Here is a 13817-nt window from a genome sequence, read left to right on the forward strand (position 1 = left end):
ATGGCACTCAAGTCTGTGCTGCTGGCCCTTGGGGTGCTGCTGCTCGGTGGATGCGTGGATGTAGACACCCTGATCCAGGTGCGGACCGACGGCTCCGGCACCGTGACCCAGAAAGTCATGGTGAGCGAGCGCCTCGTCGCGCCCCTGCGGGCCCTCACCGAGGGGCTGGGGGGCGATGGAAAACGGCGTAGTCTCGTGATGCCCGATGAGGAGGATATGGCGGCGCGGGCCGAGGCCATGGGCCCGGGGGTGCGGCTGGTGGACATGCAGGAGCGGCGCCGGGACGATGCCGAAGGCTACGTGGCCCGTTACGCCTTCGATGATGTGAGGGCCCTGCGCATCAACCAGAATCCCGGCAATCTGGCTCCCGGAGCCGGCGCCGGCACGCGAAGGCTGAGCGGCGCCGAGCACATCACCTTCGACTTCTCGCCGGGCCCGCCGGCGGAGTTGACGGTGATGTTCCCGGATCGCGGCGGCAGGGAAGTCGAGCCCCGGCCGCCCGAAGACAGGCCCGGTGGCCCCGGTCCCGAGGCCCTGCGGGCCGAGTTAGGGGAGCTGTTCAAGGGGCTGCGGGTGGCCATGGCGGTGCAGGTGGAGGGCACGGTACTGGAGACCGACGCCACCCACCGGGACGGCCCCCGCATCACCCTCATGGCCATCGACTTCGAGGAACTGCTGGCGGCCCCCGAGTATCTCGATGAGCTGGCGGAACGCCGGCCCCGTTCCCTGGAAGAGGCCAAGGAGCTGCTGCGGGACTTCCCGGGCATCAAGTTGGAGCTGGCACCCGCCATTCACATCCGTTTCGTGGACTACGGCCTGCGGGCCATCTGAGGCCCTTTAACGTGAAAGTCGCGAAGCACGAACTCCCCCTCTCCCTCTGGGACAAATCCGTCGGGAACGGATTTGAACGCGCCTTGGCGCGGCCCGCAGGGCGAAGGGCAGGATGCCCGGAGTACAGGGATGGGGTGAGGGAACGAACATGGCGATACGCGCTCCTCTTTCATCATCTCGGGCGGCGCGTATCGCCATGAGAGTCAACGGGGCGAGCTCACTTCGAGCCGCGCCGGCGGTTGCCCCGGCGCGGGCGCCCCTTGATGCGGTCCAGCAGGGGGATGCGGTAGGGCTCCATGGCGCCGAGGAAGGCGGGGAAGTCGAGCCCCAGTTGTTCCTTTAGGCCGGCGGCCCGCCGGGCGGCTTCGGGGGCCGTGGGATCCAGGGTGGCCCGGGTGGTGGCGATGACGATCTCGTTGCCCTTATCGCGTACCGGCAGGCGCAGCACATCGCCGCCGAAGGTTTCCCGTATGGCCCTGAGGCTGCCCCGCAGGAGGGGGCGTTGCAGTTGTGACAGATTGCCCGCCAGGATGCCGTGCGCGGACATGCGGCCAACCAAATGGCCGAGGAAGGTCCGGTCCTCCACCAGGGGGACGATGCCCCGGTCGTCGTAGATATCCATCAATACCAGGTCGTAGTCTCCGTAGCCGGCCTCGGCGTCGGCGAGGAAGCGTGCACAGTCGTCGTGGTGCACGGTGATGCGGGGCGAGTCGGGCAGGCCGAAGAAACGCCGGGCGGCCACGATGACATCGTCCCGCAGTTCCACCACGTCCATGATGACCGCAGGGAACCGATGAGCGAAGAAGCGGGGCAGGGAGGCGCCCCCCAGGCCCAGCAGCAGCACCCGGCGTGGTTGGGGGTCGAAGAGCAGGGTCGCCAGCATGTACTGAGTATAGGGCAGCACCAGCACCGCGGGGTGGGCATGCAGCATGCTGCTCTGGCGCGTGGGATCGCCGAAGTGCAGGGAACGAATGAGCTGCTCGTCCACGATCTCCAGGAGACCGTGGGGACCATCAGTCCTGAAGACCACCTCGCCGCCGTATTTCATCATGGCCCGGCTACCATCCCGTACCGCCCTGGAGAGGGCAGGGTGATCCCGGTATAGTCCCGTCCCCTCATCCACACCGCCCATGGGTACTCAGACATCGTGGTTCCCGCCCTCAAACTCGCCGGACTGAAGAAGATCTACCGCAACCGCGTGGAGGCGGTGCGGGGTATCGATCTGGAAGTGGCCGAGGGCGACTTCTTCGCCCTGTTGGGCCCCAACGGGGCGGGCAAGTCCACGGCCATCGGCATCATCTGCTCCCTGGTCAACAGGACATCGGGTACGGTGGAGGTCTTCGGTCACGATATCGAGAAGGAATGGGCGGCGGCGCGGGCCTGCATCGGGCTGGTGCCCCAGGAGTTCAATTTTAATGTGTGGGAGCCGGTAGAGGAAATCCTCATCAATCAGGCGGGCTACTACGGTATCCCCCGGCGCGAGGCGCGGGCACGAGCGGAGGAGGCCCTGGTGGAACTCGGCCTGTGGGACAAGCGGCGCGCGGTGGCGCGCACCCTGTCCGGTGGCATGAAGCGCCGGCTCATGATCGCGCGGTCCCTGGTCCATCGACCGCGGCTGCTCATCCTCGACGAGCCCACCGCCGGCGTGGATATCGAGATCCGGCGATCCATGTGGCGCTTCATGCGCGAGACTAATCGCCAGGGCGCCACCATCATCCTCACCACCCACTATCTGGAAGAGGCGGAGAACCTGTGCCGGCGCGTCGCCATCATCGACAACGGCGTGATCATCGAGCACGGTGACATGGCGACCCTGCTGCGCAAGCTGCACCGGGAGACCTTCGTCCTCAGCGTGGATCAGGCCCTGGGCATGGCTCCTGAGCTGGAGGGCTATGCCACGCGCCTGGTGGATACCCACACCCTGGAGGTGGACGTGGAAAACGAACGCGATATCAACGGTGTGTTCCGCGGCCTGGACGCCATGGGGATCCGGGTGCAGACCCTGCGCAACAAGGCCAACCGCCTGGAAGAGCTGTTCATGGGGCTGGTGGGAAAATAGCCATGGCGCACCGGCGTTCACTCCTGCCCATGGATACCGAAGTGGTCGCCTTCAGGACCATCTTCATCAAGGAGATCGTCCGCTTCATGCGCATCTGGATCCAGACCCTGGTGCCCCCGGCCATCACCATGGGCCTGTATTTCATCATCTTCGGCGAGTTGCTGGGCAAGAACCTGCCTCCGGTGAACGGGATCTCCTTCATGGACTACATCGTCCCCGGCATCATCCTCATGGCGGTGATCACCAACGCCTACGGCAACGTGGTGGCCTCCTTCTTCAGCACCAAGCACCAGCATTACGTGGAAGAGATGATCATCGCCCCCATCCGGCCGTGGATCATCGTCGCCGGCTACGTGAGCGGCGGCATCGCGCGGGGCATCGTCGTGGCCTTCATCGTCGGCGCGGTAGCCATGGCCTTCACCGAGGTGCGGGTGGAGCAACCCTGGCTGGCCGCCCTGGTGCTGCTGCTCACCGCCAGCCTGTTCTCCCTCGGCGGGTTTATCAACGCGGTGTTCTCCAAGACCTTCGACGACATCTCCATCATCCCCACCTTCGTCCTCACACCCCTGACCTACCTGGGGGGCGTGTTCTACTCGGTGGAGATCCTGCCGGCGTTGTGGCGGGACGTGTCCGCCCTGAACCCCATCCTCTATATGGTGAACGCCTTCCGTTACGCGCTGTTGGGTACGAGCGACGTGGATGTGGGTTTTTCCCTGGCCGTCATCATCGCCTTCAACGGGGTGTTCGCCTTCATCGCGGTGTGGCTGTTGCGCAGGGGGGTGGGCATCAAGGCCTGAAGCGGGCTCAGGATCCGGCCCGTTTGCCATGGGCGGCGAAGGCGAAGACGATCCAGCCGGCCAGGAAGGCGACACCGCCCACCGGCGTCACCATGCCCAGTTGGCGCACGCCCGAAACGGCCAGCACATAGAGACTGCCGGAGAACACCACGATGCCGGCGAGGAACAAGGCCCCTGCCCAGCGTGCCGCACTCGAGGGGGTGTGGCGCTGGAGCAGACCCACGGCCACCAGGCCGAGGCTGTGGAACATGTGGTAATCGACGGCGGTGTGGTAGACCTCCAGCAGATCCGCGTCGATGCGTTGGGACAAGCCGTGGGCGCCGAAGGCGCCCAGGGCCACGGCCAGGAAGGCGCAGATGGCGCCGGCCAGCAGATGGTTCATGGCCGGCGCCTTCAGGCGGCGTGGTATTCCGGCTCGTTGCCGGCCCGCCACTTGATGTTGCAGCCCATGCTGGGGATCTGTCCTTCGGGTACCGGCCGGCCCGCCAATACGGCGTCGGCGGCGGCCCGCAGGTCGGCCCCGGTCACGGGACGGCCGTTGCCGGGGCGACTGTCGTCGAACTGGCCGCGGTACACCAGGCGGTGATCGCCGTCGAACAGGAAGAAGTCGGGGGTGCAGGCGGCGTGATAGGCCTGAGCCACGGCCTGGGTCTCGTCATAGAGATAGGGAAAGGTGTAGCCGGCGGCGGCGGCCTCTTCCGCCATTTTCTCTGGACTGTCGTCCGGGTGAGTGGTGATATCATTGGCGGAGATGGCCACGATGCCCAGGCCTTTCTCCTGATATTCCCGGCCGAAAGCCGCGAGCCCGTCCCGCAGATGCTTCACGTAGGGGCAGTGGTTGCAGATGAACATCACCAGCAGCGCCGGACGATCCGCGAAGTCGGCCAAGGATACGGTATCGCCCCTGGTGTCGGGCAGCTTGAAATCCGGGGCGGGAGTGCCCAATTCCAGCATTGTGGAATACGTACGTGCCATGTCGTTCTCCGGTATTGGATAATGACGCTATTCTAATGGCAGCGAGCGGGGCGCGAAAGAAAGGGCCCCGGAGAATGAGTCACACTGACGCTGCCACCCCATGAACCCAATCCGATGGACTTTCTATGGTTGACGACAACGGCGCACCCCGCAGGCCGGTACTGCTGATCATTCTGGACGGCTTCGGCGTCAACCCGTCCAAGACCAACAACGCGGTGGCGGAGGCCAATACGCCTCGCTTCGACGAGTATTTCTGCCGCTATCCCCACACCCTGTTGCAGGCGTCGGGGCGCGCGGCCGGGCTGCCCGACGGCCAGATGGGGAACTCCGAGGTGGGCCACATGGCCATCGGCTCGGGCATGGTGATCCGCCAGGACCTGGTGCGCATCGACGACGCCATCGCCGACGGCTCATTCCATGGCAACCCCGTGCTGGTGGAGCCCATGAAGCGTGCCGCCGCCGCCGGGCGTCCCCTGCATCTCGTCGGCATGGTGTCGGATGGCGGGGTCCACAGCCATGTGCGCCATCTCACCACCCTCATCGACATGTGTAATCGCTACGGCGTGCGGCCGGTGGTGCACATGATCACCGACGGCCGCGACACGCCCCCCAAGGCCGCCCTGGAATACCTCGAGTCGGTGGACAAGGCCCTCGAGGTGTGCGGCGGCAGCATCGCCACGGTGAGCGGGCGCTATTACGCCATGGACCGTGACCATCGCTGGGAGCGCACGGCCCTGGCGTGGCGGGCCATCGTACGCGGCGAGGGCGGCGCCGCCGGATCGGCCCGGGAGGCCATCGAACAGTCCTACGAGTCGGGTGTGAACGATGAATTCATCTCGCCGGCGGTCATCGACGGCGGCTCCCCCTTCACCGGGGACGACGAGGTCATACTCTTCAACTTCCGCAAGGACCGCCCGCGGCAGTTGGTCTCCGCCCTGTTCGATCCGAAGTTCGGGGAATTCCCGCGGGGAGCTTACGAGCCCGTGCCGGTGACCTGCATGACCGAATACGACAAGTGGTTCGGCTTGCCTTATGCCTTCGAGCAGGAGAAACCCGCCGTCACCCTGGGGCAGATCATCAGCGGTACCGGTCTCAAGCAGTTCCATTGTGCAGAGACGGAGAAATACGCCCATGTGACCTATTTCTTCAACGGTGGGCGCGGCGATCCCTACCCCGGGGAGGACCGTCTCATCGTCCCTTCACCCAAGGTATCCACCTATGATCTGGCCCCCGACATGAGCGCCCGCGAGGTCGCGGACGCGGTCATCGAGGCCATCCGTGAGGACGAATATGCCTTCCTGGTGGTGAACTTCGCCAACGGCGACATGGTAGGTCATACGGCGGTGCGCAGTGCCATCCTGCAGGCAGTGGAGACCATGGACCGCGAGGTGGGCCGGCTCATGGACGTGGCGCGGGAGCACGGCTACTCCATCATCCTGACGGCCGATCATGGCAACTGCGACGAGATGGTGGACCCCATCAGCGGCGAGCCCCAGACCCAGCATTCCGTCTATCCCGTGCCCTGCCTCATCGTGGACGAGGTGGCGTGGCGACTGGCCATCGGCTGTGGCCTCGCCAACATCACCCCGACGATTCTGCACCTCATGGGCCTGCCCCGGCCCTCGGAGATCAAGGCCAAGTCGCTGCTCCTCGGTCCCATCCGCAGCTGATACGGCGCCCTCAACCGTCCCGTCCCATGGCCTCCAGGCGCGCCGCCTCGTCCCGGGACAGGCGGCGCCAGGGGCGCGGCACCAGGCCCGGCACCCGGCGCATGAACTCCTCGTAGGCCCGTCCGTGGTAGACCCGCAGTTTGCGCTCCTCCAGCCGCGAGCCCACCACGAAATAGGCGGTGATGACGACCGCGCCGAGGAGCATGGCGGCGTCCATGTCCCGGGTCCACAGGATCACCAGACCCAGGGTATACCAGGGATGGCGCACGTAGCGGTGCAGAGGGGAGATCTTCAAGGACTCCTGGTCCTCGATCCCTTCGGCCCCGTCTCGCAGCTGGCGGGTGCCCAGGAACTCGGCACCATCGTAGTAACGCAGGGACCACAGGAACAGGCCGGCGGCGGCGGCGGCGAGACCGTTGGCCCCATAGAAGGCCCAGCCCTCCCAGCGCCACAGCCAGGGTCCCGGCCAGGTCAGGGTCAGCCATAACGGCGGCAGCAGCAACAGCACCGCCACGACGTTGAAGCCCAGCCTGTAGATGCCCATGGCGCGAGGCCAGCGGGTGGCCACCCCCCCCTTCATCCACAGGGAGGCGAGGAGGGAATGGATGGCGAAGTAGACGAGCCATGACAGGGCCAGCAGGATGAGTTGATAAGGGTGTTCCATGGACCTTGGCAAAGTGGAAAGCGGCTCTTGGGTTGTGTGCTAGTATCTGCCCGATGCTGAGTTCACCCACCAAGATCAAACTGACGGGCTGCCAGCCGCGCACCCTGGCCAGCCTGCTCGATCTTCAGGAAACGAGCTATCTGCGGCTGCAGCGGCTGGTGCCTGATCTGGATGGTCTGCCGGACCATGCCGTGTCTTCGGTGGCCGGGGCCCTGGACCTTCATCTACATGTGGAGCATCGCCACCGTTTCACCACGGACCTGGTATTGACCTACGCCTTGGCGGACGAGGAGGGCGCTCCCCTCTACGAGCCCAATCTCCATATTCGTCTCTATCGGGATGCAAGGGTCGCGGAGGCCACCAGCGGGCGTCTGCGGCGTCATGTGCATCACCGGTGCTGGCGTCGCCCGGATCCCAGCCCCCTCGAGGTCAAATGGGAACTCAACCGGTTTTTGCAGCGTTGGTTGGGCTATTGCCTGCATCAGGGGCATCTCTTCCTGCCCTTGGAGCGTTAAGCGCCGCGCCGTTCCCCCGGGTCGCCGAACCCCCGGCAACGATACAGGGCCACGAGGGTCTTGGCATCCCGGATCTCACCACTGTCGGCGAGGGCCAAGGCCTGGTCCAGCCCCATCCAGTGGGTCTCGATGTACTCGTCGTCCTCGGTGTCGGCAGCCACCAGGGTCAGGTCCCGGGCCAGGTAGAGATGGAGCACCTCATCGCAAAAACCGGGGGCCGTGACGACCTCGCCCAGCTTGCGCCACGACCGCGCTACCAGGCCCGCTTCTTCCGCTAGTTCCCGGCGCGCGGTGTCCTCGGGAGACTCGCCGGGATCGAGCTTGCCGGCGGGCAGTTCCCACAGCCAGGTGCCGATGCAGGGACGGTACTGCCGGAGCAGAAGAACACGGCCGCCATCGTCCCCGCCATCATCAAAGGGCAGGGCGACGGCGCCTCCCGGATGCCGCACCACCTCGGTGGCGACGAGGCGGCCATCGGGGACTTCGAGCCATTCACGGGCGAGCCTGACGACTCCACCCTCGAAGAGTATTTCCGGGGCGGATGTCATGGACATGCTGCGCCAGGCACGAACAGCTGTAAAGACCGGTCCGGCTCTCGGCTGACGGGGTTGCTCAGGCGTCGTTGCTGGCAGCCTGCTGCTTCGCGATCTCCTCCCGCACCTGATCCATGTCCAGATCCTTGGCCTTCTGGATGATCTCATCCAGGGCCGCTGCCGGCAGCATGCCGGGCTGGGAGAAGATGACGATCTGGTCGCGAAAAATCATGAGGGTAGGAATGGAACGCACCTGAAACATAGCCGCGAGCTGCTGCTGCTCTTCGGTATTGACCTTGCCGAAGACCACGTCGGTATACTTGTCCGAGGCCTCTTCGAAGATGGGCTCGAACATCTTGCAGGGACCACACCACGATGCCCAGAAATCGACCAGGACGATGCCATTGTTATCGATGGTGTCCCTGAAATTCTCTTCTGTAAGTGCAACAGTTGCCACGTTTTCACTCCTGATGGCCCGGCACGTTGGGGATAGTGGGTATCCCTGAATCAGAAATTTATCAGGAACAACGTATTCCCCGGCTTGACCGGGACGGTGGATGGGGGATTGATGAGACTGGCTTTCAAGAGGCTATAAGGATCCGCCCAAGCGGTCAAGTAATCACTAATAAACCAGTGGGATTATGGTCGCACCCCGGCGCGTACCCTAGCCTCGAAGGCTTGACCGCACGGGCGGCCGGAGGCGTGGCTGCCATTGCATTCACCGCCCCGACCCTCATATCACGAGACACGGACCGGTCCCGGGGGAAGGCTGTTGCGCTCCGGACCTGCAACACACCAAGACACCAGGAAGCCACCCATGAATGACGACGTCGAAGTGATCCCGGAAGAAGAGGAAGCCACCCAGCACCCGCCATCCCGCTCGGAGCTGGCGGTGGCCACCGAGATCCTTCCCGAAACCCTTATCATCCTGCCCCTGTCGGACCGCCCCTTCTTTCCACCCCAGACCCTGCCCATCATCCTCGATGCCGAGCCTTGGCTCGAGAGCATGCGTCGGGTAGGCGACACCGCGCACCACCTGGCGGGGCTGGTGATGGGGGATCGCAACGAGAACAAGCACCACGACCCGCAGGAATTCGCCGAGGTGGGCACCGCGGTGCGGGTTCATGAACCCATGCAGCACGGTGGGCAGCTGCAGTTCGTGGCGGAAGGCATCAAGCGCTATCGCATCGTCGAATGGTTGTCCCGGGAACGGCCCTACGTGGCCCGCGTGGAGTATCTCGATGACGAGGAGAGTGGGAACAAGGACGAGATGCGGGCCTATGGTATGGCCATCATCAACACCATCAAGGAGTTGTTGCCCCTGAATCCCCTCTACAGCGAGGAACTCAAGTTCTTCCTGAACCGCTTCAAGCCCACCGACTCTTCGCCCCTGACGGATTTCGCGGCGACCCTGACCACCGCCTCCCGCGACGAGTTGCAGGACGTGCTGGAGACCCGCAACCTGCACCGGCGCATGGAAAAGGTACTCCTGCTCTTGAAAAAAGAGGTGGAGGTGGCCCGGGTGCAGACGGAGATCCGCGAACAGGTGGAGGAGAAGGTGTCCCGCCAGCAGCGGGAGTTCTTCCTGCGCGAACAGCTCAAGGCCATCCAACAGGAACTCGGCATGGCCAAGGACGACAAGACGGCCGAACTCGACCGTTTCCGCGAGCGCCTTGAGGAGTTGGATATACCCGCCCCGGTGGAGGAACGGATCACGGAGGAGATGAACAAGCTGTCCGTGCTGGAGGCCGGCTCGCCGGAGTACGGCGTGACCCGCAACTACCTGGACAGTCTGACCAGCCTGCCCTGGGGCGTTTACACCAAGGATCGCGTCGATCTCAAGCGGGCCCGGGGGATCCTGGACCGTGACCATGATGGTCTTAGCGATGTGAAGGATCGCATCATCGAGTTCCTGGCGGTGGGCGTGCTGAAGGGCACCGTGGCGGGCTCCATCCTGCTGCTGGTGGGGCCGCCGGGTGTGGGCAAGACCTCCATCGGGCATTCCATCGCCGATGCCCTGGGCCGCAAGTTCTATCGCTTCTCCGTCGGCGGCATGCGCGACGAGGCGGAGATCAAAGGTCACCGGCGCACCTACATCGGTGCCATGCCGGGCAAGGTCATCCAGGCCCTCAAGGAGACGCGGACCAGCAATCCGGTGATCATGCTGGACGAGATTGACAAGATCGGCGCCTCCTTCCAGGGGGACCCGGCATCGGCCCTCCTGGAGGTGCTGGATCCGGAGCAGAACGACAACTTCCTGGACCACTACCTGGACGTGCGCTATGACCTGTCCAAGGTGCTGTTCATCTGTACCGCCAACCAGCTGGACACCATCCCCAAGGCTTTGCTGGATCGTATGGAGACCATCCGCCTGTCGGGCTACATCACCGCGGAGAAGCTGGACATCGCCAAACATCATCTGTGGCCCCGCCAGCTGGAGCGGGTGGGCCTGAAACGCGCCCAATTGAAGATCACCGATGCCGCCATCCGCCGGGTCATCGAGGGCTACGCCCGCGAAGCGGGGGTGCGGGGGCTGGAGAAACAACTGGGCCGCATCGTGCGTAAGGCGGTGGTGAAACTGGTGGACAGCCGCGGCAAGGCCAAGGTGAAGGCGCTCAGCGTGAGCGAGCGGGACATCCCCGATTATCTCGGGCAGCCGGTGTTCCAGAAGGAGGAGGCCATGTATGGGGTGGGCGTCATCACCGGCCTGGCCTGGACCCCCATGGGGGGCGCCACCCTCAACGTGGAGGCGACCCGGGTGCACTCCAAGAACCGCGCCTTCAAGCTCACGGGCCAGTTGGGGGACGTGATGCGGGAGTCGGCGGAGATCGCCTACAGTTACGTGGCCTCCCATGTAAAGGCCTTCGGCGGTCAGGAGACCTTCTTCGATGACGCCTTCATTCACCTCCACGTGCCCGAGGGCGCGACGCCCAAGGACGGACCCAGCGCCGGCATCACCATGGCCAGCGCCCTGTTGTCCCTGGCCCTCGGCCGCCGTCCCCGGCGTTCCCTGGCCATGACCGGCGAACTCACCCTCACCGGCAAGGTGCTGCCTGTGGGGGGGATCCGGGAGAAGGTCATCGCGGCCCGCCGCTCTGGTACCAAACATCTCATTCTGCCCAAGGCGAATGAAAGTGATTTCAATGAATTACCGGATTATCTTAAAGTCGGGCTGACGGTTAATTTCGCGGCCCATTACCGTGACGTCGCGGCCTTGGTGTTCGTCTGAGATCCGTTCACTGTGACAGCGGGGGCTATCCTATGCGTTCTGTCGGTGGTGGGTATCAGCGCGCCGTCCCGGACGGTGGCACCGGGGGCATGCGGGCGCTCAGGCGCGTGGGGGTGGCATCCAGAAAGGTCTGGTAGATGGCGGTGTAGCTGAAGACCCGCTTGACGTATTTACGGGTCTCGTAGAAGGGGATGTCCTCCACCCAGATGTCGGCCGCCAACGGCTGTGCCTCGGGCAGCCAGGACCGGACCCGATGGGGGCCCGCGTTGTATGCCGCCGTGGCCAGTACGGCATGGTCGTCGAAGCGTTCCATCAGACCGCGCAGGTAGGCCGCGCCCAGGGCGATGTTGTTGTCCACGTCGAAGAGGTCACGGCTGCTCGCCCGGCTCTTCAGGTCTCGGGCCACGCTGCGGGCGGTGCCGGGCAGCAGTTGCATGAGGCCGAGGGCCCCCTTGGGGGAACGGGCCTCGGGCGCGAAGGCACTCTCCTGGCGCGCCACGGCAAAGACCCACGCCGGATCGAGCCCCTGGGCCTCGGCCCTGGCCATCACCACGTCGCGATGGGGCAGGGGAAAGCGCACGTCCAGGTAATCCCAGGACTCGCTGCGGCCGAGGGCGAGAATGGCGTGAAAATGGCGCCCCTGCTCGTGGGCCACCGCCGCCAGGGCCTCCAGTTCATCCCGGTCGAGATGGGTGCGCAGATGGTGCCACTCCCGCCGGGCATCAAGATCCCGGCCGAGGGCATAGAGTTCGCGGATACGGGCCAGGGCCGGCAGGGCACGCACGCGGGCGGCGGTTGCCGCGGCGGGCTCGAGTCCACGATGGTTGAGGCGGTATGGTTGCTCCAGCCGGTCGGCGGCCAGAAAACCATAAAAACTGCGCAGTCGGGCGATCTCGCTATAGAGTTCGCGAGCGGCCTCGCCATTCCCCGTGGCCTCGAGGGCTCGGGCCCGCCAGTAGCGCCAGCGACCGCTGGCCTCCTCGCCGGGGCCGCGGGCGTCCAGCCACTCGAGGACGCCTTGCCAGTCATCCAGTTTGGCGTGGCCCATGGTGCGGGCCCGGTGCACCTGCTCGTCGGCGGTCTCCTCCGTCACCCGCGCCAGCCATTCCATGGCCTCATGGGGATGTCGGCGATAGAGATACAGACCCAGGGTCCTCGCTACCGCCGACCCCTGGGCCGGGGAAAACGCATGCCGGTCACGGATCTGTAACCAGGCCCGTGCCGCCGCCGAGGGGGAGCGCCGGACCCAACGGCCGATTCCATAGACGACGATCTCGCGGGCCTGTTCATGATCGGCGTGGAGTCGGCGGTCCTCGAGGATGGTCTCCGGCCGCCGCCGGACCGCGATCCACAGGTCCACCCAGGGCTGATCCGCCGCGGGCAGGAAACGTTTCAGATAGGTGGCCAGGCTCGGTCTTCCCGCCTCCATGGCGAGGCCGATACGCCGCCACACCAGTTCAGGGGTGAGGTGTCCGCGGCCTTCCATCAGGGCGAACACCGGGTCGCATTCGTCCGGCTGGGACTGCCCCGCCAACCATACCTCGGGGGCCCGGGCCAGGGCCGCGTCCTCGTCACCACTCTCCGCCAGGGCGTGGAGGTGGCGACAGGCCATGGCCGTATAACCGGTGGGTTCGAAGAACTCGAGAAAGGTCTCCCACGCCCCGCGCCGATAGAGCCATCTCAACCACTGCGAGCGCAGCCTCGAGGCCAGGGGCGTGTCGGCATGGTCCGCAAGGAAGGTTGCCACCGCGGGGGCATCGGCGAGCCGCGGGCGTCGCGTCAGTGCCTCGTATACCAGATAGGGATAGAGGGGATGGTCCCGCAGGGATTCCACCTCTTGGGTAGTAGCCACGCCCATTTTTACCCTGGCCTCCACCTCCTCGAAGGCCTGACGGCGCCCCGCCTCATCACTGCTCGCCCCCGCGCCCCACGTCCCGAGGAGGAGGGCGATGACGACCACCATAACCATTCCCAGACGGTTTGGGATATCGCGCCTCCCCAAGTTCCACATGCCGTTTTTCATCAAAAGTCTGGGGTCGAAGGCCCCGGGGCGATGCATTATCCTCGACGTGTTTTCGCTTTGAAACCACCTTGGCCGACACCGGCTGACGCCGCCCTGCAGGCCGCGCAACCACGAGGAGAGGAATGGAAAGACCACAGATAAACACGGCGCTTCCCGAACGGCGTTATCACATCGGCACCTTTCAGGCCGTCATCCTGGGGGACATCGAGAGCCCCGATGAGAACAGCTATTTCTTCATTCTCGCCCTCGTCCCGGAGGGTGTGGAGGACCCGGTACTCTATGTCATCTCTGAAGAGGTGGTCACCGAGGACGATATGAAGGCCACTGTCATCACCGTCAGGTCGGAGGACGGGGAAAAGGTTCTCGGCCCCAACCCCGAGTGGCGGGATATCGAGGGGTTCGCCCGTGACGCGTTGGCCATCGTCCAGCGCGTCATGAGGCTCACCGATGAAGCCCCCAACAGGTTGATGTAGGGATGAGCAAGGGTGACGGCCGGACGGTGAACCCGCCCGAGATGTCGG

General features: G+C 65.1%; 14 protein-coding genes. 7 read left to right on the forward strand and 7 right to left on the reverse strand.

Translation table 11 applies throughout. The features are described from left to right. Window positions 1-831, forward strand: a complete 831-nt coding sequence (locus U5S82_22090; GenBank protein MDZ7754252.1) for a hypothetical protein — start codon at window positions 1-3, stop codon at window positions 829-831. Between the two features lie 217 nt (window positions 832-1048). Here the strand turns inward: U5S82_22090 and U5S82_22095 are convergent, their stop codons facing one another. Then, on the reverse strand, window positions 1049-1882 hold the full coding sequence (locus tag U5S82_22095; protein MDZ7754253.1) for a spermidine synthase: 834 nt from the start codon (window positions 1880-1882) through the stop codon (window positions 1049-1051). 96 nt (window positions 1883-1978) lie between these two features. On the opposite strand from U5S82_22095, the gene U5S82_22100 reads away from it, so the two are divergent. Continuing rightward, a complete protein-coding gene (locus tag U5S82_22100; GenBank protein MDZ7754254.1) occupies window positions 1979-2890 on the forward strand; it encodes an ABC transporter ATP-binding protein in 912 nt (303 codons plus the stop codon). A gap of 2 nt (window positions 2891-2892) precedes the next feature. Further along, window positions 2893-3687, forward strand: coding sequence for an ABC transporter permease (locus U5S82_22105; GenBank protein MDZ7754255.1), 795 nt, complete (start codon window positions 2893-2895; stop codon window positions 3685-3687). A 7-nt stretch (window positions 3688-3694) separates the two neighbouring features. Here U5S82_22105 and U5S82_22110 read toward each other — a convergent pair whose 3' ends face one another. Continuing rightward, on the reverse strand, window positions 3695-4069 hold the full coding sequence (locus tag U5S82_22110) for a DUF423 domain-containing protein (GenBank protein ID MDZ7754256.1): 375 nt from the start codon (window positions 4067-4069) through the stop codon (window positions 3695-3697). A gap of 11 nt (window positions 4070-4080) precedes the next feature. Then, on the reverse strand, window positions 4081-4662 hold the full coding sequence (locus U5S82_22115) for a thioredoxin family protein (protein MDZ7754257.1): 582 nt from the start codon (window positions 4660-4662) through the stop codon (window positions 4081-4083). 125 nt (window positions 4663-4787) lie between these two features. Between U5S82_22115 and gpmI the strand changes: the two genes are divergently transcribed. After that, window positions 4788-6332 (forward strand): 2,3-bisphosphoglycerate-independent phosphoglycerate mutase, encoded by a 1545-nt coding sequence (gene gpmI / locus U5S82_22120; protein MDZ7754258.1) that lies wholly within the window; start codon window positions 4788-4790, stop codon window positions 6330-6332. Window positions 6333-6342: 10 nt separating this feature from the next. Here the strand turns inward: gpmI and U5S82_22125 are convergent, their stop codons facing one another. Then, window positions 6343-6996 (reverse strand): hypothetical protein, encoded by a 654-nt coding sequence (locus tag U5S82_22125; protein MDZ7754259.1) that lies wholly within the window; start codon window positions 6994-6996, stop codon window positions 6343-6345. A gap of 53 nt (window positions 6997-7049) precedes the next feature. On the opposite strand from U5S82_22125, the gene U5S82_22130 reads away from it, so the two are divergent. Then, entirely contained in the window at window positions 7050-7511 is a 462-nt protein-coding gene (locus U5S82_22130) for a DUF1249 domain-containing protein (GenBank protein MDZ7754260.1), read from the forward strand. On the opposite strand, the gene U5S82_22135 is transcribed toward U5S82_22130, so the two are convergent. Next, entirely contained in the window at window positions 7508-8059 is a 552-nt protein-coding gene (locus U5S82_22135; GenBank protein MDZ7754261.1) for an NUDIX hydrolase, read from the reverse strand. The genes U5S82_22130 and U5S82_22135 overlap by 4 nt on opposite strands. A 64-nt stretch (window positions 8060-8123) precedes the next feature. After that, the gene (gene trxA, locus U5S82_22140; GenBank protein ID MDZ7754262.1) at window positions 8124-8501 is read right to left on the reverse strand and encodes a thioredoxin; all 378 of its coding nucleotides are present in this window, start codon (window positions 8499-8501) and stop codon (window positions 8124-8126) included. A gap of 360 nt (window positions 8502-8861) precedes the next feature. Here trxA and lon point away from each other — a divergent pair, with 360 nt between their 5' ends. Continuing rightward, the gene (gene lon / locus U5S82_22145) at window positions 8862-11273 is read left to right on the forward strand and encodes an endopeptidase La (protein MDZ7754263.1); all 2412 of its coding nucleotides are present in this window, start codon (window positions 8862-8864) and stop codon (window positions 11271-11273) included. Window positions 11274-11328: 55 nt separating this feature from the next. Here the strand turns inward: lon and U5S82_22150 are convergent, their stop codons facing one another. Next, window positions 11329-13236, reverse strand: coding sequence for a transglycosylase SLT domain-containing protein (locus tag U5S82_22150; protein MDZ7754264.1), 1908 nt, complete (start codon window positions 13234-13236; stop codon window positions 11329-11331). 182 nt (window positions 13237-13418) lie between these two features. Here U5S82_22150 and U5S82_22155 point away from each other — a divergent pair, with 182 nt between their 5' ends. Next, window positions 13419-13769: a hypothetical protein gene (locus U5S82_22155; protein ID MDZ7754265.1), complete on the forward strand. Its 351-nt coding sequence runs from the start codon at window positions 13419-13421 to the stop codon at window positions 13767-13769. Window positions 13770-13817: the final 48 nt, after the last annotated feature.

The organism is Gammaproteobacteria bacterium (assembly GCA_034522055.1).
GTDB lineage: Bacteria > Pseudomonadota > Gammaproteobacteria > JAABTG01 > JAABTG01 > JAABTG01.

What these genes read in the sequence shown, in the direction of transcription:
- U5S82_22090 (MDZ7754252.1), top strand. Translation starts at nt 1, where the DNA reads ATGGCACTCAAGTCTGTGCTGCTGGCCCTTGGGGTGCTGCTGCTCGGT.
- U5S82_22095 (MDZ7754253.1), bottom strand. Translation starts at nt 1,882, where the DNA reads ATGATGAAATACGGCGGCGAGGTGGTCTTCAGGACTGATGGTCCCCAC.
- U5S82_22105 (MDZ7754255.1), top strand. Translation starts at nt 2,893, where the DNA reads ATGGCGCACCGGCGTTCACTCCTGCCCATGGATACCGAAGTGGTCGCC.
- U5S82_22110 (MDZ7754256.1), bottom strand. Translation starts at nt 4,069, where the DNA reads ATGAACCATCTGCTGGCCGGCGCCATCTGCGCCTTCCTGGCCGTGGCC.
- U5S82_22115 (MDZ7754257.1), bottom strand. Translation starts at nt 4,662, where the DNA reads ATGGCACGTACGTATTCCACAATGCTGGAATTGGGCACTCCCGCCCCG.
- gpmI (MDZ7754258.1), top strand. Translation starts at nt 4,788, where the DNA reads ATGGTTGACGACAACGGCGCACCCCGCAGGCCGGTACTGCTGATCATT.
- U5S82_22125 (MDZ7754259.1), bottom strand. Translation starts at nt 6,996, where the DNA reads ATGGAACACCCTTATCAACTCATCCTGCTGGCCCTGTCATGGCTCGTC.
- U5S82_22130 (MDZ7754260.1), top strand. Translation starts at nt 7,050, where the DNA reads ATGCTGAGTTCACCCACCAAGATCAAACTGACGGGCTGCCAGCCGCGC.
- U5S82_22135 (MDZ7754261.1), bottom strand. Translation starts at nt 8,059, where the DNA reads ATGACATCCGCCCCGGAAATACTCTTCGAGGGTGGAGTCGTCAGGCTC.
- lon (MDZ7754263.1), top strand. Translation starts at nt 8,862, where the DNA reads ATGAATGACGACGTCGAAGTGATCCCGGAAGAAGAGGAAGCCACCCAG.
- U5S82_22150 (MDZ7754264.1), bottom strand. Translation starts at nt 13,236, where the DNA reads ATGGTGGTCGTCATCGCCCTCCTCCTCGGGACGTGGGGCGCGGGGGCG.
- U5S82_22155 (MDZ7754265.1), top strand. Translation starts at nt 13,419, where the DNA reads ATGGAAAGACCACAGATAAACACGGCGCTTCCCGAACGGCGTTATCAC.